The 25,770-nt window shown below is 51.1% G+C and carries 31 protein-coding genes; 23 read left to right on the forward strand and 8 right to left on the reverse strand.

Annotation, left to right across the window (positions count from 1 at the left end; all coding sequences use genetic code 11):
* The first annotated feature begins 197 nt into the window (after window positions 1-197).
* From KNP85_RS13015 to KNP85_RS13025, 3 genes are all read left to right on the forward strand, one after another.
* The gene (locus tag KNP85_RS13015; protein WP_021066660.1) at window positions 198-2,495 is read left to right on the forward strand and encodes a glycoside hydrolase family 65 protein; all 2,298 of its coding nucleotides are present in this window, start codon (window positions 198-200) and stop codon (window positions 2,493-2,495) included.
* Between the two features lie 145 nt (window positions 2,496-2,640).
* Window positions 2,641-3,489 carry a YitT family protein gene (locus KNP85_RS13020; protein ID WP_021066659.1) on the forward strand — a complete coding sequence of 283 codons (849 nt, stop codon included), beginning with the start codon at window positions 2,641-2,643 and terminating at the stop codon, window positions 3,487-3,489.
* Between the two features lie 74 nt (window positions 3,490-3,563).
* Window positions 3,564-4,235, forward strand: a complete 672-nt coding sequence (locus KNP85_RS13025) for a 5'-methylthioadenosine/S-adenosylhomocysteine nucleosidase family protein (protein WP_021066658.1) — start codon at window positions 3,564-3,566, stop codon at window positions 4,233-4,235.
* A 56-nt stretch (window positions 4,236-4,291) separates the two neighbouring features.
* Here the strand turns inward: KNP85_RS13025 and KNP85_RS13030 are convergent, their stop codons facing one another.
* Entirely contained in the window at window positions 4,292-5,104 is an 813-nt protein-coding gene (locus KNP85_RS13030) for a Cof-type HAD-IIB family hydrolase (RefSeq protein WP_214803374.1), read from the reverse strand.
* A 164-nt stretch (window positions 5,105-5,268) separates the two neighbouring features.
* Between KNP85_RS13030 and KNP85_RS13035 the strand changes: the two genes are divergently transcribed.
* The 11 genes from KNP85_RS13035 to KNP85_RS13085 all read left to right on the forward strand — a co-directional run bounded on the left by KNP85_RS13035 (window position 5,269) and on the right by KNP85_RS13085 (window position 12,010).
* On the forward strand, window positions 5,269-5,463 hold the full coding sequence (locus KNP85_RS13035) for a YjzD family protein (RefSeq protein ID WP_021066656.1): 195 nt from the start codon (window positions 5,269-5,271) through the stop codon (window positions 5,461-5,463).
* Window positions 5,464-5,529: 66 nt separating this feature from the next.
* The gene (locus tag KNP85_RS13040) at window positions 5,530-5,949 is read left to right on the forward strand and encodes a thioredoxin family protein (protein ID WP_021066655.1); all 420 of its coding nucleotides are present in this window, start codon (window positions 5,530-5,532) and stop codon (window positions 5,947-5,949) included.
* A complete protein-coding gene (locus KNP85_RS13045) occupies window positions 5,946-6,728 on the forward strand; it encodes a phosphatidylserine decarboxylase (protein ID WP_051627745.1) in 783 nt (260 codons plus the stop codon). Before KNP85_RS13040 ends, KNP85_RS13045 begins: the two co-directional genes overlap by 4 nt.
* Before the next feature lie 128 nt (window positions 6,729-6,856).
* On the forward strand, window positions 6,857-7,483 hold the full coding sequence (locus KNP85_RS13050) for a YqeG family HAD IIIA-type phosphatase (RefSeq protein WP_214803377.1): 627 nt from the start codon (window positions 6,857-6,859) through the stop codon (window positions 7,481-7,483).
* Between the two features lie 134 nt (window positions 7,484-7,617).
* Window positions 7,618-8,730, forward strand: a complete 1,113-nt coding sequence (gene yqeH / locus KNP85_RS13055; RefSeq protein WP_029595938.1) for a ribosome biogenesis GTPase YqeH — start codon at window positions 7,618-7,620, stop codon at window positions 8,728-8,730.
* Window positions 8,727-9,512: a shikimate dehydrogenase gene (gene aroE, locus KNP85_RS13060; RefSeq protein WP_021066651.1), complete on the forward strand. Its 786-nt coding sequence runs from the start codon at window positions 8,727-8,729 to the stop codon at window positions 9,510-9,512. The genes yqeH and aroE overlap by 4 nt, the downstream gene beginning before the upstream one ends.
* Before the next feature lie 5 nt (window positions 9,513-9,517).
* The gene (gene yhbY / locus KNP85_RS13065; RefSeq protein ID WP_021066650.1) at window positions 9,518-9,814 is read left to right on the forward strand and encodes a ribosome assembly RNA-binding protein YhbY; all 297 of its coding nucleotides are present in this window, start codon (window positions 9,518-9,520) and stop codon (window positions 9,812-9,814) included.
* The gene (locus KNP85_RS13070) at window positions 9,811-10,380 is read left to right on the forward strand and encodes a nicotinate-nucleotide adenylyltransferase (RefSeq protein ID WP_058763065.1); all 570 of its coding nucleotides are present in this window, start codon (window positions 9,811-9,813) and stop codon (window positions 10,378-10,380) included. Before yhbY ends, KNP85_RS13070 begins: the two co-directional genes overlap by 4 nt.
* A complete protein-coding gene (gene yqeK / locus KNP85_RS13075) occupies window positions 10,370-10,927 on the forward strand; it encodes a bis(5'-nucleosyl)-tetraphosphatase (symmetrical) YqeK (RefSeq protein ID WP_021066648.1) in 558 nt (185 codons plus the stop codon). Before KNP85_RS13070 ends, yqeK begins: the two co-directional genes overlap by 11 nt.
* Before the next feature lie 10 nt (window positions 10,928-10,937).
* Complete coding sequence (gene rsfS / locus KNP85_RS13080) at window positions 10,938-11,285, forward strand: ribosome silencing factor (protein ID WP_021066647.1); 348 nt, start codon at window positions 10,938-10,940, stop codon at window positions 11,283-11,285.
* Window positions 11,285-12,010 (forward strand): class I SAM-dependent DNA methyltransferase, encoded by a 726-nt coding sequence (locus KNP85_RS13085; protein ID WP_214803379.1) that lies wholly within the window; start codon window positions 11,285-11,287, stop codon window positions 12,008-12,010. Before rsfS ends, KNP85_RS13085 begins: the two co-directional genes overlap by 1 nt.
* 149 nt (window positions 12,011-12,159) lie before the next feature.
* Here KNP85_RS13085 and KNP85_RS13090 read toward each other — a convergent pair whose 3' ends face one another.
* Both KNP85_RS13090 and KNP85_RS13095 read right to left on the reverse strand, forming a co-directional pair.
* On the reverse strand, window positions 12,160-12,708 hold the full coding sequence (locus KNP85_RS13090; protein ID WP_214803382.1) for a GrpB family protein: 549 nt from the start codon (window positions 12,706-12,708) through the stop codon (window positions 12,160-12,162).
* Between the two features lie 218 nt (window positions 12,709-12,926).
* Complete coding sequence (locus KNP85_RS13095) at window positions 12,927-13,340, reverse strand: VOC family protein (RefSeq protein WP_214755697.1); 414 nt, start codon at window positions 13,338-13,340, stop codon at window positions 12,927-12,929.
* Between the two features lie 154 nt (window positions 13,341-13,494).
* On the opposite strand from KNP85_RS13095, the gene KNP85_RS13100 reads away from it, so the two are divergent.
* The 5 genes from KNP85_RS13100 to KNP85_RS15920 all read left to right on the forward strand — a co-directional run bounded on the left by KNP85_RS13100 (window position 13,495) and on the right by KNP85_RS15920 (window position 17,720).
* Window positions 13,495-14,076, forward strand: coding sequence for a DUF2238 domain-containing protein (locus KNP85_RS13100; RefSeq protein ID WP_021066644.1), 582 nt, complete (start codon window positions 13,495-13,497; stop codon window positions 14,074-14,076).
* A gap of 108 nt (window positions 14,077-14,184) precedes the next feature.
* Entirely contained in the window at window positions 14,185-15,654 is a 1,470-nt protein-coding gene (locus KNP85_RS13105) for a catalase (RefSeq protein WP_021066643.1), read from the forward strand.
* A gap of 68 nt (window positions 15,655-15,722) precedes the next feature.
* Window positions 15,723-16,409: a hypothetical protein gene (locus KNP85_RS13110; RefSeq protein WP_214803385.1), complete on the forward strand. Its 687-nt coding sequence runs from the start codon at window positions 15,723-15,725 to the stop codon at window positions 16,407-16,409.
* Window positions 16,410-16,470: 61 nt separating this feature from the next.
* On the forward strand, window positions 16,471-17,223 hold the full coding sequence (gene nfsA / locus KNP85_RS13115) for an oxygen-insensitive NADPH nitroreductase (RefSeq protein ID WP_029595930.1): 753 nt from the start codon (window positions 16,471-16,473) through the stop codon (window positions 17,221-17,223).
* Window positions 17,130-17,720 carry a YrvL family regulatory protein gene (locus tag KNP85_RS15920; protein ID WP_353048942.1) on the forward strand — a complete coding sequence of 197 codons (591 nt, stop codon included), beginning with the start codon at window positions 17,130-17,132 and terminating at the stop codon, window positions 17,718-17,720. Before nfsA ends, KNP85_RS15920 begins: the two co-directional genes overlap by 94 nt.
* Window positions 17,721-17,788: 68 nt before the next feature.
* Here KNP85_RS15920 and KNP85_RS13125 read toward each other — a convergent pair whose 3' ends face one another.
* The 3 genes from KNP85_RS13125 to KNP85_RS13135 form a co-directional block, all read right to left on the reverse strand.
* Window positions 17,789-18,910 carry a redoxin domain-containing protein gene (locus tag KNP85_RS13125; protein ID WP_214803391.1) on the reverse strand — a complete coding sequence of 374 codons (1,122 nt, stop codon included), beginning with the start codon at window positions 18,908-18,910 and terminating at the stop codon, window positions 17,789-17,791.
* Between the two features lie 63 nt (window positions 18,911-18,973).
* Window positions 18,974-20,374: an MBL fold metallo-hydrolase gene (locus KNP85_RS13130; protein WP_214799024.1), complete on the reverse strand. Its 1,401-nt coding sequence runs from the start codon at window positions 20,372-20,374 to the stop codon at window positions 18,974-18,976.
* Between the two features lie 69 nt (window positions 20,375-20,443).
* On the reverse strand, window positions 20,444-20,740 hold the full coding sequence (locus tag KNP85_RS13135; RefSeq protein WP_029595926.1) for a rhodanese-like domain-containing protein: 297 nt from the start codon (window positions 20,738-20,740) through the stop codon (window positions 20,444-20,446).
* Between the two features lie 113 nt (window positions 20,741-20,853).
* Between KNP85_RS13135 and KNP85_RS13140 the strand changes: the two genes are divergently transcribed.
* The 4 genes from KNP85_RS13140 (at window position 20,854) to KNP85_RS13155 (ending at window position 24,865) form a co-directional block, all read left to right on the forward strand.
* Window positions 20,854-21,225 carry a rhodanese-like domain-containing protein gene (locus KNP85_RS13140; RefSeq protein ID WP_242679019.1) on the forward strand — a complete coding sequence of 124 codons (372 nt, stop codon included), beginning with the start codon at window positions 20,854-20,856 and terminating at the stop codon, window positions 21,223-21,225.
* Between the two features lie 40 nt (window positions 21,226-21,265).
* Complete coding sequence (locus KNP85_RS13145; RefSeq protein WP_029595924.1) at window positions 21,266-22,045, forward strand: sulfite exporter TauE/SafE family protein; 780 nt, start codon at window positions 21,266-21,268, stop codon at window positions 22,043-22,045.
* A 195-nt stretch (window positions 22,046-22,240) separates the two neighbouring features.
* On the forward strand, window positions 22,241-24,148 hold the full coding sequence (locus KNP85_RS13150) for an LTA synthase family protein (protein WP_214714034.1): 1,908 nt from the start codon (window positions 22,241-22,243) through the stop codon (window positions 24,146-24,148).
* Window positions 24,149-24,250: 102 nt separating this feature from the next.
* The gene (locus KNP85_RS13155) at window positions 24,251-24,865 is read left to right on the forward strand and encodes a class I SAM-dependent methyltransferase (protein WP_214803393.1); all 615 of its coding nucleotides are present in this window, start codon (window positions 24,251-24,253) and stop codon (window positions 24,863-24,865) included.
* A 19-nt stretch (window positions 24,866-24,884) separates the two neighbouring features.
* On the opposite strand, the gene KNP85_RS13160 is transcribed toward KNP85_RS13155, so the two are convergent.
* Both KNP85_RS13160 and KNP85_RS13165 read right to left on the reverse strand, forming a co-directional pair.
* Complete coding sequence (locus KNP85_RS13160; RefSeq protein WP_021066752.1) at window positions 24,885-25,079, reverse strand: hypothetical protein; 195 nt, start codon at window positions 25,077-25,079, stop codon at window positions 24,885-24,887.
* Between the two features lie 106 nt (window positions 25,080-25,185).
* Window positions 25,186-25,734: a cysteine hydrolase family protein gene (locus KNP85_RS13165; protein WP_035385683.1), complete on the reverse strand. Its 549-nt coding sequence runs from the start codon at window positions 25,732-25,734 to the stop codon at window positions 25,186-25,188.
* Window positions 25,735-25,770: the final 36 nt, after the last annotated feature.

Consider the following 25,770-nt stretch of genomic DNA (forward strand, 5'->3'; position numbering starts at 1 on the left):
TGCCTTCTTGAAAAGGTGGTAGGTTTTTTGTTTGCTCCAAAAAGTAAGAAAAAAGTTTATGCAAACGATTGCATTCTCGTGCGAGTCGTGTAAAATGAGAGGTGAGATTGAAATACAGCGCTTTCATAGACAAACGGTTGCATGATTCGATTGTCTAATGACGAGTAGCCTTGTAGAGAAAAAGGAGTGGCAGACAGATGAAACGATTGTTTGCAGTCGACGAATGGAAAGTAACGGAAAAAGGCCTACATCCGGAAGAAAATCGCCTGGCGGAATCAATTACCTCGCTCGGGAATGGACATATGGGGATGCGTGGCAACTTTGAAGAAGAGTATTCAAACGATACACATCAAGGCTTTTACGTGGCCGGTGTTTATTACCCAGATAAGACACGTGTCGGTTGGTGGAAGAACGGTTATCCGGAATACTTCGCAAAAGTATTGAACGCGACGAACGTCGTTGGGCTTCGTGTCGCCATCAACGGGACGCCGGTCGACTTGGCGAAGTGGGAAGTGAAAGACTTTACGCGTGAACTTGATATGCAGCGCGGTGTCTTGACGCGGACGTTCACGCTCGTGAACGGGACGGAAGAGACGAACGTCGAAGTCGTCCGGTTCTTCTCAATCGTCGACAAAGAGATTTTGGCGATCCGTTACAACGTCACTCCGGTCAACTACGAAGCGAAAGTCGAATTCACACCTTTCTTGGACGGCGATGTCGTCAACGAAGACTCGAACTACGATGAGAAGTTCTGGTTGCCGGTCGAACACGGCGTCGAAGAGCGTTTCGGTTTCGTGACAACGAAAACGAAGAAGCTCGACTGGCACGTCACGGCATCGATGATTGCTGACGTCGAGGGGGCACGTTGCGAAGTGCTCGAAGCGACGGACCTTTACGTCGCCAACAAGTTCACGGTCACGGCACCAGCTGGTGAGACGGCGACGGCGTACAAGTACGTCTCGGTCGTCACGAACCGTGATTATGAAGTCGAGGCGTTACAATCGGAAGGGATGCAACGTGTCGAGATGGCGTTCGAAAAAGGCTTCGAAACGCTTCTCGCCGAGCAGACGGAAGCATGGCTCGCTCGTTGGGAAGACGCGGACGTCCGCATCGACGGCGACGCTGAAGCGCAGCAAGGTATCCGCTTCAACATTTTCAACATGTATCAGACGTATACGGGCGAGGACTCGCGCCTCAACATCGGACCGAAAGGGTTCACCGGCGAGAAATACGGCGGCGCCACATACTGGGACACGGAAGCGTATTGCCTCCACTTCTACTTGGCGACGACGAAACCGGAAGTATCGTGGAACTTGCTCAAATATCGTCACAACCAATTGCCGCAAGCAAAAGAGAACTCGGTCAAGAACGTCGGCATGGAAGGCGCCCTCTATCCGATGGTGACGATGAACGGCGAAGAGTGCCACAACGAGTGGGAAATCACGCATGAAGAGATTCACCGGAACGGTGCGATCGCCCACGCCATCTTCAACTATACGAACTTCACGGGCGACAAGTCATACCTAGGTCAATACGGACTTGAAGTATTGGTCGAGATCTCGCGTTACTGGGCGAGCCGCGTCAACTTTGTCCCGCACAAAGACGTGTATATGATTCTAGGCGTCACAGGTCCGAACGAATACGACAACAACGTCAACAACAACTGGTATACGAACTTGATTGCCGCGTGGACGCTCGAGTACACGCAAGAAGTGTACAACTATTTGAAAGAAGCAGAGCCAGCGCGCCTTGAAGAACTTGTCGCGACGCTCGGTCTTTCAGACGAAGAACTCGCGAAGTGGAACGATATCCAAACGAAGATGTACTACCCGAAAGATGACCTCGTCCCAGACGTGTTCATGCAACAGGACGGCTTCATGGATAAAGAACAGATTTTGGTGAAAGACCTCGATCCGAAACATTTGCCGCTCAATCAAAACTGGTCGTGGGACCGTATCCTCCGCTCGAACTTCATCAAGCAGGCGGACGTGCTCCAAGGACTGTATACGTTCAGCGATCGCTTCACGGTCGAACAGAAGCGGGCCAACTTCGACTTCTATGAGCCGCGTACGGTCCATGAGTCGAGCTTGTCGCCTTGCGTCTACTCGATTATCGCAGCCGAAGTCGGCTATGAAGACAAGGCGGTCGAGTTGTACCAACGTTCGGCACGACTCGATCTCGATAACTATAACAACGACACGGAAGACGGGCTTCACATCACGTCGATGGTCGGCTCATGGATGTCGATCGTTCACGGTTTCGCAGGAATGCGCGCCCTTGAGTCGGAGCTCACATTCAGCCCGATGATTCCTAAGGGCTGGAACGGGTACTCGTTCAACATGCTCTGGCGCGGTCATCACTTGACGGTCACGTCGACGCGTGAACAAGTGACGATCAAACAGACAGGTGGCACGGACGTGTCCATCCGCGTATACGGAAACATCGTCACAGTCCCGGCAAACGATGCCGTGACAATCGAGACGGTGAAAGCGTGACCAAACGCATCAGCTCAACAAGTCGGCCTCGGCCGGCTTGTTTTTTTATGAAGAGCGTGGACACATCCCATTATTTTTATGGTAGGCAGCACTAGAAAACTATGTTATCTTGATTCTTAGCCATTTTTGAAAGGGGAGACAAAACTTGACGGAAGCCGTTAAAGAACACGCTCGCATCGGAATCGTTTCGATTATCGGGGGAGTGTTCGTTGCATTATCCATGACATTATTTTTAATCCCGGCGGGGGTATACTCGACCGGATTTACGGGGCTCGCCCAAATTTTTACGCAACTGTTTGCGGGGACACCGTTTGAGCTCGGGGAAGGGATTTGGTTCTTCGTCTTGAACGTACCGCTGTTGATCGTCAGTTATTTCATGCTCGGCAAGAACATGATGATTCATACATTGATCAGCGTCGCGGCAGTCACCGTGTTCATTCGCGTGCTTCCGCAGTCGTCAATCATTTCGGACGACCCGCTTTTGAATGCTGTGTTCGGTGGGGTTTTGCTCGCCATCGGTTCGGGGATTACGATTCGTTTCGGTGCCTCGACCGGCGGATTCGATATCGTCGCCCTGATCTTAGCAAAGTTCACGAACAACTCGGTCGGCGTCTATCTGTTCCTCATGAACATGATGATCGCGCTTTGGGCCGGTGCGTTGTTCGGTTGGCAGACCGCGCTTTATACGATCGTCTTCTTATATGTGACGTCGAAAGTCATCGATGAGATTTATACGAATACGCAGCGCCAGACGCTCTTCATCGTCACGAGTCATCCGGACGAAGTGACGAAGGAGTTGCACCAGCACGTCTTCCGCGGCATCACGCTCATGCCGGCGATCGGCACATACTCGAAAGTCGAGAAAGCGACGCTCATGATGGTCGCTCAACGACACGAAGTGCGTGAAATCACACGCATCTGCAAAGACGCCGATCCAAGCGTCTTCATCAATATGGTCCCGACTGAAGATGTCGAAGGTGCGTTCCGACGCTAAAATAAACCCCCGCTGAACGCTCAGCGGGGGTTATTGTATAGGTAGAGATAAAACGAGTGTGAGGGGGACGTGTGATGATTGGAGTCAGTATTGCGACGAAATGGGAGTATGAAGCGACATTGGAGTATTATGACGTTAGCGTGGATGAGCGGTTCAGTTACCCGTATGGCGAGTATTTCAAGAGGACGCTTGATGATGTCGAACTCGTTTTCTACAGCACCGGTGTGCGGAAAGCGAACGGGGTCGGTGCCAATCAATATATGATGTCTCGCTTCAATTTAATGAAAGTGATTGTGGCTGGCACGTGCGCCGGAATCGACGATACGTTCAACCAGTTGGATATCCTCATCCCTCATCGCGCTGTTCAATACGATTGCACGGTCAAAGAAGTAGAGCCGCTGATCAAGCAATCGTTCATCGTCGACATTGAACTAGCGAACTACGGGGACGATTTTTTGACGGGTACCATTGCGACGGCCGATCGAGCGGTCGTGATGTGGAACGACTACCTGGAACTGAAAGGACACGACATCACCATCGCGGATACGGAAGCAGGCGCCATCGCGTATATCTGCAAGAAAAATGACGTCGAATGCATCGTCATCAAAGGAATCTCAGACTTCCCGACGGATGAACGTGACGCGGATCCGTATGAATCGAACGTGGAACAAATCAACGTGTACATCGCGAACACCCCGAAAGTGATGACCAAGATTTTTGACGACTATTTGTGGCGCTTTATTTGACCATGGTTAGAATCGAACGCAAAAAACACCGACTGCATGAACAGTCGGTGTGTGGATTATGCTTTGATGCCAAGTTTTTCTTCGAGGTAGATGGCGATGCCGTCTTCCATATTTGAAGCGGTCACTTCATCCGCGACGGCTTTCAACTGGCTGATGGCGTTGCCCATCGCGACGCCGGTGCCGACGTAGTCGAGCATCTCGAGGTCGTTTTCCTCGTCGCCGAACGCGATGATGTTTTTGCGGTTGATACCGAGATGTTTCGATACTTCGCGCAACCCGAGCGCTTTCGACGTGTTCTGGCTCATGACCTCGATCATGTGCTCCGGCATGCGCCATTGGCGGTTCAAGACAGCCTCGGCGTGGACTTTATTCAAACGAGCGCGGACGTTGTCGACGTGCTCTTTCGTCGCGTGGATGAGGAGCGATGTCGGTTCTTCCTGCAAGTGCTTGAGCAAGTTGCCCGACGTGACGCTGAGCGCGCGCTCGGCGTATGGGCTGTAAAACTCTTGCGGATCTTTATGGAAATAGACGTGGTCGGTCACTTCGACGACGATGTTGTGCGCTTTCGTTTCCGATACTTCCTCGATAATCTCGTGCGCCGTCTTGAGCGGAATCGGCCGGTGCGTCACTGCGTATGACGGATCTTTCGGGTGATGGACGAGCGCGCCGTTGAAGTTGATGAGCGGTGTCGTCAAGCCGAGATCTTCGTAATACATGATCGAATGGCGTTGTGGGCGACCGGTCGCGATCATCACTTCATGACCCGCCTCACGTGCTGCTTGAAGCGCACGCACGTTGCGTTCACTGATCGTCTTGTCATCGCGTAACAACGTTCCATCCAAATCGACTGCGATTAAATAACGTGACATAGGGTTTCCTCTTTTCTACGAGTTGCTTATTTCTCAAACCGTACCATATTTCCCGTTTCGACGGAAAGAATATACAATCGAGGTCGCACATTTTACGGTAACAATGCTATACTAAGGACGTATGAATTTTTCATGAATCATCTGTGAGATGGAGGGGACTATCGATGCGTTACTTAGTCACATTGTTCTGGGCGATCTTGCTTTCGAATACAGCAATCTTTATCATTTCTGCTGTCGATGGCGTGACGTTCAACGCGATGCTCGCGACATTCTTTGGCGTCGTCATCACGATCTTTATTGTACTCTTGGACACGCTTAACCAAGATATGGGGATTAGCGACGTCGCACAAGAGAAGTAAGACGTCTACAACCAAGCTGGCTCATATCCGAGTCAGTTCTTTTTATATTATTAGGAGGAATCGAATATGAAAAACAATGCCAAACGGGCGAACTTCATCACGTTCGCCATCATCGGAGTCATCATCGTCATCGGTCTCGGCTTGTTGTTCTTCTTGAACAACGCGAACGAGGAGACGGGCGTCAACGCCGTCACACCTGACGAGCTCGAGACGAAGATTTCAGAAGAAGAGGAAGTCGTCGTCTACTTCTGGCAGACAGGTTGCGAATACTGTGAGCAAGTCAAACCATACGTCGAGCCACTCATCGAAGAGAATGACGCCGTCTCCATCAACTTGGCCGACCACAACGTCTGGACGACTTATGGCATCAACGGGACACCGACGATGATTCGTTTCCAAGATGGAAAAGAAGTCGGACGTGTTGAAGGAGCGGTCTCTGAGCAACAGTATGAAACGTTCTTTAAAAACGAGGAGGGCACACAGTGATCAAAAGCCGCTTATATCAGACTTTGTTTGAATTGAACGCGACCCCGGTCATTGCCAAGCGACTCCGTGCCTTCGCTGAATCGTCAGCGAGCCGGGCCTTCATCCCGTCGTTTGCGAAAACGTATCAAATCAACGTTGATGAAGCGGCGGAACCGATCGAGGCTTATCCGAGCCTGCACGCCTTTTTCACACGTCATTTGAAAGACGGGGTCCGGCCGATCGACGCCAACCCGAACTCGGTCGTCTCACCATGCGACGGCAAACTGTCCATCGTGGCCGATATTACGGACGACAGCCGCTTCGAGGTCAAGGGTCAGTCGTACACGCTCGCCGAACTGCTCGGATCGCAACAAGAAGCAAGACGTTACGCCGGCGGTACGGTCTGTGTACTTTATTTGAGCCCGCGTGACTATCACCGCGTCCACGTCCCGCTCGCCGGGCGGGTGCTCAGTCATTATGAACTCGGTGACCGTTCGGCACCGGTGAATGACATCGGGTTGACGGAGACGGTTCGTCCGCTCTCACGCAACTATCGTCGCGTCACACGCTTCGAGACGGCCGTTGGAGTATACGAGCACATCATGGTCGGGGCGTTGAACGTCAATACGATCGAATGGACGCTTGAAGGCGAACACGCGGGCAAAGGCGACGAGGTCGGTTATTTCTCATTCGGCTCGACCGTCATCCTTTGTTTTGAGAAAGGCCGCGTCACCATCGACCCAGCCAAAATCGGCCCGGTTCGACTCGGAGAAGTCATCGGGACGATGCAAAACGGTTGATTTTTTAAAACTTTTTCAGGCCGACCGAACGATACACTAGTCGTTTGGTCGGTTTTCGTTTACCATAGAAGGGATATCACTACATGTATAGTAGTTGAATCGCTTTAGCTAATTGGAGGAATTTAACCGTGTTTAATCGACTTTATCCGAAACAGTTCGTCGCGTCAGTATTTGACATCGACCTTGAAGAATTGAAAGACCGTGGGGTACGTGTAATTTTGACGGACCTTGATAATACACTCGTGGCCTGGGACGTCCCGCACGCACCAGAGCTTCTTTTGCTATGGCTTGAAAAAGTGAAGTCACACGGCCTCGATGTCATCGTCGTCTCGAATAATAACGAGAACCGCGTACGTACGTTCACGGAACCGCTCGGCCTTCACTATGTGGCACGTGCGAAAAAGCCGTTACCGTCTGGATTCAAACAGGCGCTCGCAAAATATGGCTATTCGACGAAAGAAGCCATCTTCTTAGGCGATCAATTGTTCACGGACGTACTCGGTGCCAACATGGCCGGGATTCACGTCATCCACGTGCAACCGGTCGTCAAGACGGACGGACTCGTCACGAAGTTCAATCGCATGCTTGAAAAAGTCGTGTTCGCCCATATGAAACGTCGCGGAAAGTACGTGTTGATCACGAAAAAAGTTGAGGAACTCGCCGTCGATGCGAAGCGCGCCAAAGTGGCCGTCGCTGAGAAAATCGGTGAAGCGGTGCACTCACGTTCCGAAGATTCACATAAAAAAGATGAATAAGGACCTCGAACGCACAGGAAGAAGGAGGCTGTCCATGTACGGCGCGTAAGGCGTCGGAATTAACGCTTCAGGAGTAGCGGCGAGGCGCTACAGTGAATGAAGAAGAGGCAACTTAAATGACAGCAGACAACATTATGGAAGAAACAACACGTTATTGCGCCGGTTGCGGTGTCGCTATTCAAACGGAAGACCCGACCGGTGCCGGTTATGCACCAAAATCGGCACTCGATCGCGAGATCGTCATTTGCCAACGTTGCTTCAAATTGAAGCACTACAATCAAATTCAAGACGTCGAATTGACAGATGACGACTTCTTGCGCATCTTGAACGGCATCAGCTCCAAAGAAGCGCTCGTCATTAAAATCGTCGATATTTTCGACTTCAATGGCAGCTGGTTGCCAGGGCTACAACGCTCAGTCGGCACGAACCCCGTCCTCTTGGTCGGGAACAAAGTCGACTTGTTACCGAAGTCGGTCAACCCGAACCGGATGGCCAACTGGATGAAGTCTGAAGCGAAAGAACTCGGCTTGAACCCGGTCGATGTGCACTTGATCAGTGCCAAAAAAGGGCACGGCATCGACGAGCTCGCAGAGAAGATTGAGTACTATCGTAAAGGCAAGGATGTCTATGTCGTCGGTTGTACGAACGTCGGGAAGTCGACGCTCATCAACCAAATCATCAAGCGTTTCGGAGCAGAAGACGAGGCCATCATCACGGTCAGTCATTTCCCGGGAACGACGCTCGATTTGATTGACGTCCCGCTCGACGATGATGCGAACCTGTACGATACGCCGGGGATTATCAACCGTCATCAAATGGCGCATTATGTCGATGCGAAAGATTTGAAGACGATCACCCCGAAAAAAGAGATTAAGCCGCACGTGTTCCAATTGAACCCGCAGCAGACACTCTTCTTCGGTGGACTCGCCCGTCTCGACTACATGGAAGGCAACAAGCGCTCGTTCGTTGTCTACATGTCGAACGAGTTGAAGACACACCGGACCAAGCTCGACAAAGCAGATGAACTATACGAAAACCATATCGGTAAGATGCTCAATCCGCCGAACGAGAAAACGTTGCAACTATTGCCTCCGCTCGTGCGTCACGAGTTCAGTCTCCGTGACGGCGTCAAGACAGACATCGTCTTCAGCGGACTCGGTTGGGTTGCGATTCACGGAAAAGGTGGACGCATCGCCGCGTGGGCACCAAAAGGAGTTGCCGTCACATTGCGTGAGGCGCTCGTATGAGACTGGCCGTCATCGGTCACCCGATTGCTCATTCGCTCTCTCCCGTCCTGCACGAGCAGTGGCTGAGAGCGTCTGGGCTTTTCGGGCGCTATGAGGCGCTCGACGTCACCCCGGACGAAATCGAGGACTTGTTTCAACAGATGCGTGACGGTGTCTGGGACGGATTCAACGTCACAATCCCGTATAAAGAGGCTGTCATCCCGTACCTTGATACACTCGATGTGGCGGCCGAAGCCGCTGGTGCCGTCAACACGGTGTATAAGCGGGACGGGAAGCTGATTGGGACGAACACGGACGGTGCTGGCCTCGTCGCCGCGCTCGACCGCTGGACTGATTGGACGGGCCATGTGCTCGTCATCGGGGCGGGTGGGGCAGCGCGCGGCATCATCAGTGCCTTGCCGACCCGTGACGTCACGGTCACGAATCGAACGATGGAACGGGCGGAGCGTCTCGCGGACGCGTTCGGGATCGAGGCGCAGGCGCTCACAGATGTCGAGATCGCAAGGTATGACGTCATCATCCAGACGACATCGGTCGGCATGGACGGCGTCGATTCACCACGATCGTTAAAAGGTTTACGACAAAACACCGTCGTTTGTGATATCATATATCGTCCACTCGTCACACCGTTTTTAAAGGAAGCCGCCAAAGCAGACGCGAAAATCGTCAACGGAACTGCCATGTTCGTCGGACAAGGCGCTTTGGCGTTTGAATATTGGACAGGTGTGAGACCGGATCAACTTGTCGGAATGAAGTTAATTGAACGCTTATTGGAGGAATAAATAGTATGTTATCAGGTAAACAAAAACGCTTTTTACGTGCCGAGGCACACCACCTCTCGCCGATTTATCAAGTCGGAAAAAATGGAGTGAGTGAAGCGATGTGCAAAGACATCAGCGACGCGCTCGAAAAACGTGAGCTCTTGAAAGTTCAAGTGCTTCAAAACTGTACCGATACGCCGAAAGACGTAGCCGGAGAATTGGCTGAAGGCACGAAAGCCGAAGTCGTTCAAGTCATCGGAAAAGTCATCGTCTTGTACAAACAGGCGACTGAGAAAGAAAATCGCCAAATCAAACTCCCATGAGCCGCATCGGCCTGATGGGAGGCACGTTCGACCCGCCACATCTCGGTCATTTATTGATCGCCGAACAGGCGCGCGAACAGTTGGAACTCGATGAGGTCTGGTTTCTGCCGGCGGCGATTCCGCCGCACAAGGCGGGCTTCAGCCCGGCTAAAGACCGAATCGAAATGACCCGGCGGGCGATTGCAGATCAACCTGCGTTCAAACTAAGCTTGATTGAGTTTGAACGTGACGAACCGTCCTATACGGTCGAGACGATGAGACGGTTGCGGGACTTGTTTCCGGACGACACGTTCTTCTTCTTGATTGGGGCGGACTCGCTCGAATCACTTGAGAAGTGGTACGATTACGAGACGCTCGTCACCCTCGTCACGTTCGGGGCTGTCGCGCGTCCGGGCAGCCGCTACCGCATCCCGAAACAGGCAGATGTGCGCACGATCGATATGCCGCAACTCGAGATCTCGTCGACCGATATCCGGGAGCGGACGAGACGGGACAAGTCCATCAAATATCTCGTCCCGCTCGATGTCGAAACTTATATCAAGGAGCGCGACTTGTATGACGTATGAGGAAGCACAATCATTGATTGAGGCGACGTTGCCCGAGAAACGCTACATCCACACGCTCGGTGTCGTCGAGACGGCCGACCGGTTGGCCCGCTTGTACGGTGCCGATGTGGAAGCGGCGCGACTCGCGGCGATGTTGCACGACTATGCGAAATATTTGGATGCCGACATGATGCGGCAAGTCGTGGTCGAGGAGAACCTCGATCCGAGCTTGCTTGCGTTCGATGACGAGCTGTTGCATGCGCCGGTCGGGGCCATCCTGTTAGACCGAGCGTACGACCTTGACCCGGCCGTCGTGTCGGCCATCAAGAACCACACGACCGGAGAACCGGGCATGTCCCGGCTTGACCAGATTTTATTCGTTGCGGACGCGATCGAACCGAATCGGTCGTATCCCGGCGTCGACGTCTTACGTGACCTCGCGGATCGTTCGCTCGAAGCGGCCGTCGTCGCGACGTTGCGCCAGACGATTGCTTATTTATTGAACAAGTCGGTGCGGATTTTCCCGCTGACGATTGAGACGTATAACCATTTTGTGAAAACACCCTAGGAGGTACAGTATGACTGTAAAAGAAGAATTAGAATTGATCGTGAAGGCCGCTGACGATAAGCGTGCCGAAGATATCGTCGTCCTCGACATGGAAGGCATCTCACCAGTTGCAGATTATTTCGTTATCTGCCACGGTAACTCAGAGAAGCAAGTCCAAGCGATTGCGCGCGAAATCAAAGACGTGGCCGGAGAGCATGAGCTTCCGCTCCACAAATTCGAAGGCATGGACTCGGCACGTTGGGTGCTCGCTGACCTCGAAAACGTCGTCGTCCATATCTTCCATCGCGATGACCGCGACTACTACAACCTTGAAAAACTGTGGGCAGATGCGCCACAAGTGGAAGTAGAAGTCGGCTAATGGCGTACGAAGGGTTCGCCTACGTCTACGATGAGTTGATGAAAGATGCCCCGTACGAGGACTGGGTCGCCTTCGTGCGCCGCCATGTCAAAGACGGTGCATCGCTTGCTGACGTCGGATGCGGGACGGGCTCGGCGACGATTCGCTTGGCGCAGTATTACGAGACGATCGGACTCGACTTATCTGAGTCGATGCTCGAAGTCGCCCAAGAGAAAGCGCTCGAGGCAGGCATCACGCTTCCGCTCTGGCAACAGGATATGCGGGAGCTTGAATTGCCACACCCGGTCGACGCCGTGACAATCCTTTGTGACTCGCTTTGCTATCTCGAGGATGAGGCCGATGTCATCGACACGTTCGAGGCGGTGTACGAACAATTGAAACCGTGCGGCATGTTCATGTTTGATGTGCATTCGCCGAACAAGATGCAGACGCTTTTCAACCAGAAGACGTATGCCTCGAACGGGGAAGATTGCTCGTATATCTGGTTCGCCGACCCAGGCGAAGCACCGCTCTCGGTCGTTCACGATTTGACGTTCTTTGTCGCCCTTGAGGATGGCACGTATGAGCGTGTCGAAGAGACGCATGAGCAACAGACGTATGAGCCGGGGCAATATATGCAATGGCTCATCGGAGCCGGCTTCCATGTGAAATCGGTCACGGCCGACTTTACGGACCAAGCTCCGGGCCCGAACGCAGAACGAATCTTTTTTGTCGCCCAGAAATAAACGAGACCCCATCGATTGCGATGAGGTCTCGAGCTGTTAACGAATCAAATCGCAATATGCGGTCTGATTCTTTTTTTATTGATGGTTCTGCCCGAAGTGAAGCATTGCTGCAGTCATGTTTGCCCAATTCGTGTTTCCATGCCTCCAAGTCAGGTGTTTAATACTTGATTTATAAAGGCAGCTTTAGCTTGAGTATACTTTTCTCGGTCATTACGAAATTCTTTTGCTAAATGTCTTTTAAGAAGCCCGTACTCATTTACAAGCGAAGGATTGTCTCGTAATTTATCTCGAAACTCAATCTGTTTTCCCCAACGATCTTCTGTTATTTTCATGATGTGTAAATGAGCAACTCGCTTATCATTTTTTACTTTCACAAAAAATCTCCGCCAGGATTGTCCATCTAGTTCAGGTGGTACATAGTGCCAATCATGCAACGTTAACGTATCAACAATATCGTGGATTTTTTCAAACGATTCGATCCCAATCATCACATCTATAATCGGTTTTGCGGATAGACCAGGAACGGCCGTACTACCTATGTGTTCCGCTTCCTTGATGTCAAACTTTGAAAGTAAGTCGAACAACTCTCTTGTTTCTTGTAGACCTAACCGTGCCCACTGCACATTAGAATCTTCTATTTCAATAGTCTCATAAGCCCAAATCGGAATATTTGAGTGTTCGTGTTTGTCTTCTTTCATGAGTTTATCCCATCTCCCTGAAAGTTTTTTTCACTTTATACGCAGAACCTCATTTTAAAACGCGATATAGAGAACCAGATTATTTTTATCTCATGTTGCTTACAGGCTTGTTTCTCCGTTCATAAGTAATTCAGTGTTGATTCATGGCCCCGTCATAATGCTAATCATAAAAAGAGTCGAAAAACCCCATCGCAAGTAGCATGGGGTCTTTGTCATGGTCAAGCCTCGTGACTGAATTGCCATTGGACACCGAAACGGTCTTCGACCATACCGTACGCTTTGCTCCAGAACGTCTCTTGGAGCGGCATGAGGACACGGCCGCCGTCAGATAGGGCCTCGAATTCACGACGGATGGCGTGGAGGTCATCTGTCACGACGGCGAGCGTGATGTTCTGTCCGAACGTGACCGGACCGTCCGGCATCGCGTCCGAAAACATGAGCGAAGTGCCGTGGACGCTCAGACGGGCATGGAGCACGAGGTCGGCCAGCTCATCCGGGACCGGTTCACCGTCCGGTCCAGGCTGGGCAGCAAACGTCATGATGTCCGGGGCGGGCTCGGCGAAGACGTCGGCATAAAACAAGACGGCGTCGCGACAGTCGCCATTGAAATTGAGATACGGATTGATTGGCATGAGTGTTCCTCCTCGAATCGTTTCTTTCAGTATGAGACAAACCGATGACGGAAGAATCCGACAAAAGCACGAATTTTTGGACGGGATTGTTGAAACGGCCGCTGGAACGGGAATGGAGTAGGTGAGACATTCTTACGAAGGAAGGCGCGCGAAGATGAAACTGACACGAGGACGTCTACTGGAATTCGGGTTCGTGTTGTTCATGGCGGTCATACTCGTCACGTCGATCATCGAAGGAGAGTGGTTTGACGCGAGCGTCGCCGGGGCGGGGATCGTGTCGGGTTTGATTCCGTTCATCCTCGAGAAGACATTCAAAACCGAGTTCGACGCCAAAATGAAAGTCGCCTATATCTTATTCTTGTTTGCGTCGCAGTATTTGGGGTCGATCGTCGGCTTGTATTCGAATGGTTGGTGGGACACGTTTCTTCACGTGTTGAGCGGCGTGTTCTTGGCGTTTCTCGGCTTCGATTTCTTAAGTCGACTTGATGAGGACATCCGGCTCGAGATGCCGAAGCGGTTCGTCTTCGTCTATATCGTTGTTTTCGCGATGGCCGGGGCGGCACTTTGGGAAATGTATGAATTCACATCGGACTTGCTATTGAACACGACGATGCAAGGGAACGGGAACGACGACACGATGGTCGATCTCGTTGCCGGATCGCTCGGGGGCATCATCGCAGCCTTGCTCGTGACGGAAATTCATCGCAAAGAACAACATAAGAAACGTAAAAACTGAAAGCGATTGCAAAACGCCCGAGCAGTGCTCGAGCGTTTTATTTGTAATAATTATTATCTTTTAATATCATTAACTTTGTAAGAATGATTATAAAGAGGAGGCAACAATATGGATCAACATCGTCGTCTAACTACTAACCAAGGCGTCCCAATCGGGGATAACGCCAACTCCATCACAGCGGGTCGCCGCGGCCCGACACTTCTCGAAGATTATCAACTCATTGAAAAACTCGCCCACTTTGACCGTGAGCGCGTGCCGGAGCGGGTCGTTCATGCCCGTGGTGCCGGAGCACACGGTGTCTTCAAAGTTAAAAATAGCATGAAACGATATACAAAAGCCAAATTTTTGCAGGAAGAGGGACAAGAGACACCAATCTTCGCTCGCTTCTCAACCGTCATCCATGGTCTTGGCTCACCAGAGACGCTTCGTGACCCACGTGGATTCTCGGTCAAGTTTTACACGGAAGAAGGGAACTATGATTTCGTTGGAAACAACTTACCGGTCTTCTTTATCCGTGACGCCATCAAATTCCCAGACGTGATCCACTCACTCAAACCGGACCCACGGACGAACTTGCAAGACCCAGACCGTTTCTTCGACTTCATGTCGCTCACGCCGGAATCGACGAGCATGCTCATCCACTTGTTCAGCGATGAAGGGATTCCAGCCTCATACCGTCATATGCGCGGTTCATCGGTCCACTCATTCAAATGGGTCAACGAATACGGAAACACGGTGTACATAAAACTCCGTTGGGTCCCAAAACAAGGGGTTAAAAACTTGTCGATGGAAGACGCGGCGAAAGTACAGGCCGAAGACTTCAACCATGCGACACGCGACTTGTTCAACGCCATCGAGGAAGGCGACTTCCCAGAATGGGATCTCTACGTCCAAATCCTCGACCCGGCCGATATGGACAACTTCGACTTCGATCCGCTCGACGCGACAAAAGACTGGTTCGAAGACGTCATCCCGTATCAGCTCGTCGGTACGATGACGCTCAACAAAAACGTCGACAACTACTTTGCCGAGACGGAATCGGTCGGCTTCAACCCGGGCGTGCTTGTACCTGGGATTCAACCGTCGGAAGACAAAATGCTCCAAGGTCGCTTGTTCTCCTATTCGGATACGCAACGTTACCGGATCGGAGCGAACTACTTGCAGCTCCCAATCAACTGTCCGTTCGCACAAGTGTCGAACAATCAGCGTGATGGCGTGATGCCGTTCAAACAACAAACGAGCCCGGTCAACTATGAACCGAACCGCTATGAGGACGCACCGAAACCGGATGCGGCTTATATCGAGACGGAACAACCACTCTCAGGCGTGGCCGGACGTCAAAAAATCGAGAAGACGAACGACTTCGGTCAAGCTGGAGAAGTGTACCGTCGCTACTCGGAAGAAGAGAAGACGGCACTCGTGAACAACTTGGTGGCGCATATTAAAGAAGTTCGCCATGAAAACACGGTGCTCCTCTTGATCTGCAACTTCTATCGGGCCGACCGCGACCTTGGCGCGCGTCTCTCGGAAGCACTGAACGTCGATATCACACCGTTCTTGAGTCAAGTCACAGAATAAACACGCAAGCAGAGTGGAAACAGGCCACTCTGCTTTTTTTGCGTATACTAGAAAGTGGAGGGGATGAGATGAATATACGAAGTGGGGGATATTTGCTAATTGAACGTACAAAACGAGCAGCTTATATGGACGCGCAACGTATTCCGGAGTCCGTACAATCAGCAAGTGTATGCATTTGTGAGCAACACCCGACGCTCGATGTGCTTTGGGGGACTTCAAAAGAGCGTAAGAAGACGTATCGGGAACGACTGCGAATTAGCGAAGAAGCGTTCTTTAAGCTCACGGAATGGGTGGAGATTCATCAAGAGAGTGGGGAACTCGGGTACCCTCAAACGTTTCAAACAGTTGAACTCGCCAAGGAATTTCGCAATCGTTTCTTCTCTCATATCGAGCTCGACATCATTGAACTCGGTTTGCCTGAGTCTTATGTTGCTGACTTTTTAGCAGAAGGGGACAAAGGAGAGAGTCTTGAGCGTTATGGGGTCGAACGTTTCATTTTGCGACACGAACTCGAGGCGCCGACAGGACAATTTCTCGGTTACGAAATGCTCGGTTATGAGAACGGCATGTTTCATTCGTATTTATGTAATGGGTTAGAAAAAGACTTGGCCGAGCAATTCTTCTTCAAGTTGAATAAACACGGATTCGTCTCTACACTTGAAGAAGCGGAACGCTATTGTACATATAGCAATCAAGAAAACGTTGGAACCGAGCCTGTCTTATGGTTACCATGGGCCATTTATGAAGTGGAGTGAGGTCGCAAAAATTGTCCCGAGCCCGTCCATATGCCAAGATAAGAAAAAAGGGGGATGCTTCATGAATCAAGTCATCGAAACACTACTGAACCACCGCTCTGTCCGCTCGTTCACGGACGAGACGTTGACCGACGAACAAATCCGGCTCATCGTCGAGAGCGCCCAGCGCGCGTCGACGTCGAGCTTTATCCAAGCCTATTCCATCATCGGGGTGACCGACCCGGAGAAGAAAGCACGTCTGGCCGAAATCGCCGGCAACCAGCAATACGTCATCGACAACGGTCACTTCTTCGTCTTCTGCGCCGACCTATATCGACACGAGTTGATTGGAGAACTGCGGGAGGCCGAAGTGAATGCGACGCTCGAGACGGACGAGAAGTTGCTTGTCGCGGTCATCGATGCCGCGCTCGCGTCGCAAAATGCCGTCGTGGCCGCCGAATCGATGGGCCTCGGCATTTGTTACATCGGTGGGATTCGCAATGATATGTTCGCTGTGAAGGAACTGCTCGGTCTGCCGGAGCGGGTATTGCCGCTCTTCGGACTTGCCGTCGGTGTACCGGAGCACGTCGAAGGTCAAAAACCGCGCCTCCCGCTCGAGCATATTTATCACGAGAACACATACGTCGCAGACGCCGAGCAACTGAAACAAGAACTCGATGCATATGATGCGACGATTCACGACTACTACGCGGCCCGTGGGTCGAACCAACGAAGCGATACGTGGACCGGACAAATGGGACGGATGTTATCGAAACCGACCCGGCTCGACGTAAAAGACTTCTTGAAGACTCAAGGTTATTCAAAGCAAAATTAAGAACCGCTCAGGCGGTTTTTAATTTGGGGACGCTGTCTAAACAGAAGGGGGCAATCACGATAAAAGGAATCAAACCTTTATTGATTTGTACGTTGATTATTTCAATCATATTGATTGTGTTTACGTCTCTTGAATTTCTAATCTTGAAAATACTCGGTCTACAATATGAATCGTTGTGGAGTCTGCTCCTCTTCTTCCTCGTATACGGACTGTCAGAGATCCCGATTAACTTGTTTCTGTCGGCTTTATTGAAGGCGTTGACGACTCTCAATGTCATCCAATCACATACAGGGATGTTAGCTTTGTTCCTTCACATCATGAGTACATTCATCATTGTTAATATCATTGACCGATTGATGACGTCTGTGTCGATTTCTCAACTGGGGATTAGTCTGTTCTCGCTTGTCACAGGTCTAGTAGGGTGGTTATCTATTCAACAAGATCCTGATCCTCCAAAACGAGGTTCAAAAGAATTTGAAGCTTACGAAAAAAGATGAGTAGAATTACCGGCGAGACAAATAAAGGAGCGGCTTTTCTCAATCGAGAGAAAACCGCTCCTTTATTTTCAATTTGTCTGAGCATCGAGCCAGGCGTGGTCGATGGCGCCGAATTGCTTGGCGACGATGACTCCATTTTCATCGAGGACGTACGTCGTCGGCATCGCCTGAATCCGATACGCATCCCCGACGATTCCTTCTTCGTCATAGACGACTTCGAACGCATCTTCATACGGGGCGACGAACGATTCGGCATCAGCGACATCCCGTTCGCTCGTCGTCGTATTGACGGCGACGATGGTCACATCGTCTTGTTCACGGGCAAACTTGGCCATGTCAGGCATCTCGGCCCGACACGGTGGGCACCACGACGCCCAGAAGTTGACGACGACCCGTTCGCCGCGCAACTCACTCAAGTTGAAGGTCGTCCCATCCGTCCGCTTCAATTCGAAGTTCGGTGGCACTTGACCAATGTTCAAACCGGTCTGAGACGAACCGGCTTCGAGTCGTGGTGTCTCGTCTGGTAGGCTGGCGTTGATGATGGCGAGCACGACGATGAGACCGAGTCCGTATTGAAGGGCCTTCTGGGACGGTCGCGCCACGTAGGCGGCGACGGCGATTAGAAGGAAGGACGGAATGATCCACCACAACTCGAACGTACCGGTGACGATTGACCCGATCAACCAAATCGAAAATGCACCGACCCCCGTCCAGAGCAGCGCTCCAAGCGTCGGTGTCCGCATCCAGCGCCACGTTGCGATAAGCAGTAAGACGATGAGGGCGGCCATATAGAGATGGAGCGGTTGCGGTGAAGAAAGCAGCGGGAGCGTCCCATATTTCGGGACGACGAGCGTCATCGCAAACCAAAGGAACAAGGCCGAGAACAACCAATAGCCACGAAGGCTAGGCGTGAGCCGGAATACAAAAAAAGCAATCACGGCAGCGGCAATGAGAAGTGACCACGTGCCGCCGGTCGCATAAAGGGATAAGGCCAAACTTCCTGTCGACGCGAGACCGAGGACGATCGCGCTTCCTTTCCAAGCGAGGAAACCGGCGAACCATGTCCCGAGGACGGCGTCGCGTTCTTTTTCCGACAAGCCGATTTTTTTAAAGCCGATGTAGAGAATAAGTAGGCTGGCCATCATAGCCAGCAAATCGAGTCGAACGTTCAATGGACCGATGGCAATCACACAATCCCTCCTAGAGAAAAAGCGCCCAAACGAGTGGGCGCTTTCTTTGTTTGTAGTATAGCATTAGCCGATTTGTTCTGCATTGAGGACAGTCTTCATCGCGCCATAGCCACCGAGGATGTTTTGGATATCCTTGTAGCCGAGTGATTGAAGCACACTCGCGGCCATCCGTGAACGGACGCCAGATGCACAGTGAACGGCGATTGTTTGATCTGTCGGGAGACCTTCATGGTCGCGTGCCAGTTTACCGAGTAGGATGCGCTCGGCTTTCTCGTAGTGGCTCGCGTTCCATTCTGTCGCATTTCGGACATCGAGGACGAAAACGTCACCTTTTTCTGCCGACTCGATCGCTTGTTCCGCTGTCACATCTGTGTACGTTTCCGTCAAGAGTTCTTGATCGAGTTCTTCGACTGGGACGATGAAGCGGAGACGGTCGAGACCGATTGATTGAAGATCGGTCTGCACTTGTTCGACGTCTTCCGCGCTCGCGATGAGCGTGATGTCTTTGTCGAAGTTGACGAGCCAGCCGGCCCATGAGACGAATTTCGTGTTGTATGGGATGTTGATGGTGCCAGGGACGTGTCCTTTGGCGAATTCTTCCCCTGTACGTGTATCGACGACTTGTGTCTCGTCGACGAGCGTGTCGAGGCGGTCCGTACCGACGACTTCCGGACGAGCGATCATGTTCGTCACTTGAATGCCTTCTTTGTTTACTTTCTTCATCATTGCGAAGTAGTTCGGCGGTTCTGGTTGATCCGTCGTCAACTCTTTGATGAACGCATCTTGATCAGTCATTTGAAGTGCCCAGTTCGTCGCTTTCTCGTAACCGACTGTCGATGTCGGGATGGCGCCGAGCGCTTTCCCACAGGCACTGCCGGCACCGTGGCCCGGCCAGACTTGAACGAAGTCAGGAAGAGCTTTGAACTTCTTGAGCGAGTTGAACATTTGCTCGGCACCGATGGCTGTCGTTCCTTTTACGCCAGCTGCTTCTTCGAGCAAGTCAGGACGACCGATGTCGCCGACGAAGACGAAGTCGCCTGTGAAGATGCCCATCGGTTGTGTTTGGTTCCGGTCATAGAGTAAGAACGAGATGTGTTCTGGCGTGTGGCCTGGTGTATGCATGACTTCGAGTGTGACGTTACCGACTTTGAACGTGTCGCCATTTTTGACGAGTTTTGAATCGATGTCTTTCGCGAACGCATATTTCCATGACGCGTCACCTTCGTCTGAGAGGTAAGCTGTTGAACCGGTGCGTTTCGCAAGCTCGAGTGAACCTGATACGAAATCGGCGTGGATGTGAGTCTCAGCCGTCGCGACGATTTTCATGCCTTCTTTTTCAGCTTCTTGAAGATAAGGTGTGATGTTACGGGCCGGGTCGATGACGACGGCTTCGCCGGTCATTTGGCAACCGACCATATAAGATGCTTGTGCTAATTTTTGATCATAGAAATAACGTAATAACATGTGGAATACCCCCTAAGAATAGTTGACTGTAAACGACTGTGTTTTTTTTACTGTATATATAGAAGATTGTTAGACCGTTTCACCTGTCCAGCTCATCATGCCGCCATCGACGTTGATGACATCGAAGCCGAGTGAGTCGAGGTAAGCCGAAGCGTTCATGCTTCGTCCGCCTGCCGCACAGATGACGTGAATCGGTTTCGAACGATCGAGCTCATCGACTTTCGCACCGAATTCAGAGAGTGGGACGTTTTTCGCTTGCTTGATGTGGCCACCTGCAAATTCGTCTGTCTCTCGAACATCAATCAAGTTAAGCGTCTCATCAGATTGAAGCAACGTTTCTAGTTCAGTAGTCGAAATGGTTTTCATGAGTGATAAATCTCCTTTGTGATTCAAGAATTTTTGAAGTGAGTTTCTTTCGTTGTTTTTAATATACCCCCTGAGGTATACTGAATGCAAGAAAAAGAATCGGAGGTCAAAAATTGAAGAAAATCATGATGATTGTATCGATTTTAGTGCTAGCGACGGTCGGAATCGTTCTTTTTACGTCAGATGAGAGTGAAATTACAAAAATAGACGTCGAAACACTACAAAACAGATTGGAAAACGAAGAAATAACCTTGTTAGACGTCCGAGAAGTGGATGAATACGAGGGGGGGCATATTGAAGGAGCGGTGAACGCACCACTTTCATCATTAAATGCAACCGAATTACCTTATCCGAAAGATGAACCGATTTATGTCATCTGCCAGAGCGGAAATCGAAGTGCTCAAGCGGCACAGCTGTTGCAAGAACGTGGCTACACGGAAATTTATGATATCTCAGGCGGCATGATTGCTTGGGAACAACAATAAAACTTACTTATATAGAGGGTAGGGAATTGGAGGAGTTAATATGGAATTTGGATTTATTATCACCATCTTTTTGATCGGCTTTATCGGGTCGTTCATTTCGGGGATGGTCGGGATTGGCGGATCGATTATTAAATATCCGATGCTGTTGTACATTCCACCGCTTCTCGGCTTCGCAGCGTTCAGCGCCCATGAAGTATCGGGGATCAGCGCGATTCAAGTTTTCTTCGCGACAATCGGTGGGATTTACGCATACCGGAAAGGCGGCTACTTGAACAAGCAGCTCATCCTGTATATGGGTGTCGCCGTCTTGATCGGGAGTTTCATCGGCGGCTACGGCTCGACGCTCTTGTCTGAGAACTTGATTAACGTCGTCTACGCCGTGCTCGCGACGATTGCGACAATCATGATGTTCTTACCGAAAAAGAACGTCGAGGACGTCCCGCTCGACCAAGTCACATTCAATAAAGTGATTGCAGCGAGTTCGGCGTTCGTCGTCGGGGTGGCCGCGGGAATCGTCGGGGCGGCAGGCGCGTTCATTTTGATGCCGATTATGCTCGTCGTGCTCCGGATTCCGACGAAGATGGCAATCGCGAGTTCGCTCGCCATCACGTTCATCTCGTCAATCGGCTCGACAGCAGGGAAAATTATCACCGACCAAATTGTGTGGGAACCTGCCGTCATCATGATTATCGCCAGTTTGATCGCCGCACCGCTCGGCGCGAACGTCGGTAAGAACATGAAGACGAAGTCACTGCAGATGATTTTAGCGCTACTCATTTTAGCGAGTACAGTAAAAATTTGGATGGATATCATCGGGTGAGCGAATCACTCGTAATCGGCTACCGAGGCGACTCGGTAGTCTTTTTTTCGTAAACATTGCAATCGGATTGTTAAGTTTGTGTATAGTTGTAAACGTCAATTAGTTGAATTGAGTTCAAGGGAACGTTAAAATATAGGTTATACGTCTAAAAAGAAAATGAATCTTTAACTTGAATTCCATATAAGGAGTGTTTACATGAATCACACGAATCAATCGAAAGGAAGGATGGACCGTTTCCGCCAGACGGCGCTCGACTCGTTCAAGACACACCGTCTGTTTTGGATGTTCACTATCCTGTTATGGACGAAGTCGCTGATTGCGTATCAGTTCTTCTTCAATATGCCGGCCGAGAACGCGGTCCAGGCATTCATTCTCATCATCAACCCGCTCAGTTTCACGTTGTTCCTGTTCGCTTTCAGCTTCTTCTTTGGGGGGAATAAGCGGAAGTGGGCACTGTACAGTCTGTACCTCGTCTCCTCGCTCATCTTGTTCGCGGATACGACGTACTATCGTGAGTTCACAGACTTCTTGACCGTACCGGTCTTGTTCCAGTCGTCGAACATGGAGACGCTCTCGTCTTCATTCCTGTCGCTTCTCGAATGGAAAGACTTGCTTCTATTAGGGGACCTCGTCGTGCTTCCATTCCTATTATGGAAGATGAACGAGACGAGCCAGGCATCGCAACGCCGCGTCTTAATCACGTTCGGTGCGGCCGCGGCCTTGTTCGGGTTCAACCTCGTCCTCGCCGAAACGGAGCGTCCAGAACTGTTGACGCGCTCGTTCGACCGAGAGCTGTTGGTTAAAAACTTAGGAACGTTCAACTTCCACGTCTACGACGCCATGCTCCAAACGAAGACGTCGGCCCAGAAGGCGCTCGCAGACGGTTCTGAACTGGATGAAGTCGAGAATTTCACACGTCAGAACTATGCGGCTCCGGACCCGGAGATGTTCGGGAAGTATAAAGGCAAGAACGTGGTCGTCGTCTCGTTCGAGTCGGCCCAAAACTTCACGCACAACATGAAAGCGTCGAACGGCGAGTACATCACGCCGAACTTGAACAAACTGATCGAAGAGTCCCACTACTGGCCGAACTATTACCATACGACCGGCCAAGGGAAGACGTCAGATGCCGAGTTCGCACTCGATAACTCGCTTTACGGCCTCTCGCGTGGAGGAGTCTACTTCACGAACGCCGACAACGAATATAACGCGTTACCAGAAGTCATCAAAGATGACAACTATTACTCGGCCGTGTTCCACGCCAACAACAAATCGTTCTGGAACCGCGACCAGATGTATCAAAACATCGGCGTCGACAAGTTCTTTGACGAAGCCAGCTATGACCTCGGAAACCCCGAGGATATGACGGAGTGGGGTCTACTCGATGATGAGTTCTTCCGCCAATCGGTACCGATGCTCGAAGAGCTTCCGGAACCGTTCTACGCGAAGTTCATCACGCTCACGAACCACTTCCCGTATACGATGCCGAGTGAAAAGCACGAGCTCGTCCCGAAATTCGAGACGAACTCGACGACACTCAACAACTTCCCGCAAGCGCTCGCTTACCAGGATTATGCCCTCGGCTTGTTTATCGATGAGTTGAAGGCGAACGGCATGTGGGACGACACGATTTTCGTCGTCTACGGTGACCATTACGGCATCTCGACGAACCATAATGCCGCCATGGCTGATCTGCTCGGCAAAGACGAGTTGACGCCATACGATGTGGCCAAACTTCAAGCGGTCCCGTTCGCGATCCACTTACCGGGCCAAGACAAAGGTGAAGTGCACGAGACGATCGGAAGTCACGTCGACATGAACCCGACGATTCAGCACTTGCTCGGAATCGATACGTCTGAACAGGTCGGATTCGGGAATGACTTGTTCTCGAAAGAGCATTATGACCGCGCCATCTTCCGTGATGGAACGGTCGTGACACAAGACCATCTGTTCACGCAGTCGATGTGTTATGACGCCAAGACTGGCGAAGTCGCCGAAGACGGTGCAGCATGTACGCCACTTGAAGAAGAAGCGAACAAAATCCTCGAGATGAACGATCAGCTCATCTATTCGGATTTACTCCGCTTCAAGCAAGACCAATAACGAGGAGAGAAAAGGTTGGAGACAATCTTTTCTCTTTTTTTGTGGTCGTTGCGTGCTAGGAAGACTAAGATGAAAGCAGAATAGCTTTCCAAAGGAGAATTTATGACATTAGATTATACGGGAGAACGGGTCATCCCAGATCGCATGGACCCGCTGAACGGCTTGTTGCTCGAACATATCGCGCGTTACCATTTCGCCTTGTTATACACGAACGGACGCGTCCTCGATTTTGCGAGTGGGAGTGGATATGGCAGTCAATTGATTGCGAAGAACTTGAAAGGGATCGTGACCGAGGTCGTCGCCGTCGACTTGTCAGAAGAGGCGACGCGTTATGCGAAAGGGCGTTATCACCATCCGAACGTCAACTATATCGTCGGCGATGTCGTCGACCGGACGTTGCCGGACAAACTGGGGTCGTTCGATTGTATCGTCAGCTTCGAGACGATTGAACATGTCACCGACTATGAGACGTTCATGGCGAACGTGTGGGACTTATTGAAGCCAGGCGGAATCTTGGTGTTGTCGACACCGTTCGGTCAAGGCGTCGGGCAACCGACGAATGAGCCCTTCCATGCCCATCAGTTCACTGAGGCCGAGTTTGAGGAATTATTTACGCCATTCACATCGACCGAGTTCTATTACCAGCGAGGCGTGCTCGTCGAACCGAAGCGGGGGACGCGCCATTATCCAATCGGCATCACCGTCGCGGTCAAATAAAAAATCCCGATGAACGAGGTCATCGGGTAATGAAATAGTATAACAGGCCGAGCGCCAAAAATGAGACCGGGAACAAGACGATATACGTCCACGACACCATTGACCAGCTTTTCTTTTGATTGTAGTCTGATTTGTCTTTCCCGAGTCCGACCATAATCGTAAAAATGAGGGCAAGCACGCAAACGAGTAACGATAATCCAATTGTGAGATACATGTTGTCACATCCTTCATTGTTTCTTCATATATCAAGCATAGCTGAAAACAAAACGAAAAAGCCTCTGAAATGTTGGGATTATGTGTCCAACAGTCAGAGGCTTTTATCACACCTGGGTATCTTTTATATACGTGTCGGCATCATCGGTCGAAATGCCGAGCGCCTCGTGGATGACGGTCAAGGCGCTGTCGTTGCGCTTGTCCGTCTCGGCGGCGACACAGTCGCGCGGGACGTGGAGCTCATACTCGCGCATATAGCCGTCGTTCGCCGAGAACAAGATACAGATGTCCGAGGCGACACCGGTCAGGACGAGCGACGTGACCTCAAGTTGACGCAACAAGATATCGAGCTGCGTCCCGTAAAACGTCGAGTGCCTTGGTTTGATGATGAAATACTCTTTGTCTTCCGGTGCAATCCGTTTTGCGATAGAGCTGCCTTTCGACGACTCGACGTGACGGATGATATCCTCGGTGCTGTCTTTCCACTGACCGAAGTTGTCGTTGCAATAGATGACCGGCCAATCGTTCGCCTTAAAATGCCGCTTCAGTTTTAATATCGGGTCGACAATTGGCTCCGTGTTTCGAAGTAGGTCCTCCCCGCCGACAAAGTCGAAATCATTGAACATGTCGATGATGAGTAACGCCGTCTTTGACATCGTGGTCCCTCCATTCAAAATGAGTCTCACATTATG

This window comes from Exiguobacterium sp. s194, assembly GCF_018618275.1.
GTDB classification, from domain to species: domain Bacteria; phylum Bacillota; class Bacilli; order Exiguobacteriales; family Exiguobacteriaceae; genus Exiguobacterium; species Exiguobacterium chiriqhucha.

Bases quoted from the DNA above. Each gene is read 5' to 3' on its own strand.
- KNP85_RS13150 (WP_214714034.1), top strand. From the start codon at position 22,241: ATGAATCACACGAATCAATCGAAAGGAAGGATGGACCGTTTCCGCCAG.
- yhbY (WP_021066650.1), top strand. From the start codon at position 9,518: ATGTTATCAGGTAAACAAAAACGCTTTTTACGTGCCGAGGCACACCAC.
- KNP85_RS13165 (WP_035385683.1), bottom strand. From the start codon at position 25,734: ATGTCAAAGACGGCGTTACTCATCATCGACATGTTCAATGATTTCGAC.
- KNP85_RS13095 (WP_214755697.1), bottom strand. From the start codon at position 13,340: ATGCCAATCAATCCGTATCTCAATTTCAATGGCGACTGTCGCGACGCC.
- KNP85_RS13025 (WP_021066658.1), top strand. From the start codon at position 3,564: ATGATTGGAGTCAGTATTGCGACGAAATGGGAGTATGAAGCGACATTG.
- KNP85_RS13130 (WP_214799024.1), bottom strand. From the start codon at position 20,374: ATGTTATTACGTTATTTCTATGATCAAAAATTAGCACAAGCATCTTAT.
- KNP85_RS13145 (WP_029595924.1), top strand. From the start codon at position 21,266: ATGGAATTTGGATTTATTATCACCATCTTTTTGATCGGCTTTATCGGG.
- yqeK (WP_021066648.1), top strand. From the start codon at position 10,370: ATGACGTATGAGGAAGCACAATCATTGATTGAGGCGACGTTGCCCGAG.
- KNP85_RS13105 (WP_021066643.1), top strand. From the start codon at position 14,185: ATGGATCAACATCGTCGTCTAACTACTAACCAAGGCGTCCCAATCGGG.
- KNP85_RS13040 (WP_021066655.1), top strand. From the start codon at position 5,530: ATGAAAAACAATGCCAAACGGGCGAACTTCATCACGTTCGCCATCATC.
- KNP85_RS13035 (WP_021066656.1), top strand. From the start codon at position 5,269: ATGCGTTACTTAGTCACATTGTTCTGGGCGATCTTGCTTTCGAATACA.
- KNP85_RS13090 (WP_214803382.1), bottom strand. From the start codon at position 12,708: ATGAAAGAAGACAAACACGAACACTCAAATATTCCGATTTGGGCTTAT.
- KNP85_RS13160 (WP_021066752.1), bottom strand. From the start codon at position 25,079: ATGTATCTCACAATTGGATTATCGTTACTCGTTTGCGTGCTTGCCCTC.
- KNP85_RS13135 (WP_029595926.1), bottom strand. From the start codon at position 20,740: ATGAAAACCATTTCGACTACTGAACTAGAAACGTTGCTTCAATCTGAT.
- KNP85_RS13100 (WP_021066644.1), top strand. From the start codon at position 13,495: ATGAAACTGACACGAGGACGTCTACTGGAATTCGGGTTCGTGTTGTTC.
- KNP85_RS13030 (WP_214803374.1), bottom strand. From the start codon at position 5,104: ATGTCACGTTATTTAATCGCAGTCGATTTGGATGGAACGTTGTTACGC.
- KNP85_RS13015 (WP_021066660.1), top strand. From the start codon at position 198: ATGAAACGATTGTTTGCAGTCGACGAATGGAAAGTAACGGAAAAAGGC.
- yqeH (WP_029595938.1), top strand. From the start codon at position 7,618: ATGGAAGAAACAACACGTTATTGCGCCGGTTGCGGTGTCGCTATTCAA.
- KNP85_RS13085 (WP_214803379.1), top strand. From the start codon at position 11,285: ATGGCGTACGAAGGGTTCGCCTACGTCTACGATGAGTTGATGAAAGAT.
- aroE (WP_021066651.1), top strand. From the start codon at position 8,727: ATGAGACTGGCCGTCATCGGTCACCCGATTGCTCATTCGCTCTCTCCC.
- KNP85_RS13155 (WP_214803393.1), top strand. From the start codon at position 24,251: ATGACATTAGATTATACGGGAGAACGGGTCATCCCAGATCGCATGGAC.
- nfsA (WP_029595930.1), top strand. From the start codon at position 16,471: ATGAATCAAGTCATCGAAACACTACTGAACCACCGCTCTGTCCGCTCG.
- KNP85_RS13110 (WP_214803385.1), top strand. From the start codon at position 15,723: ATGAATATACGAAGTGGGGGATATTTGCTAATTGAACGTACAAAACGA.
- KNP85_RS13070 (WP_058763065.1), top strand. From the start codon at position 9,811: ATGAGCCGCATCGGCCTGATGGGAGGCACGTTCGACCCGCCACATCTC.
- rsfS (WP_021066647.1), top strand. From the start codon at position 10,938: ATGACTGTAAAAGAAGAATTAGAATTGATCGTGAAGGCCGCTGACGAT.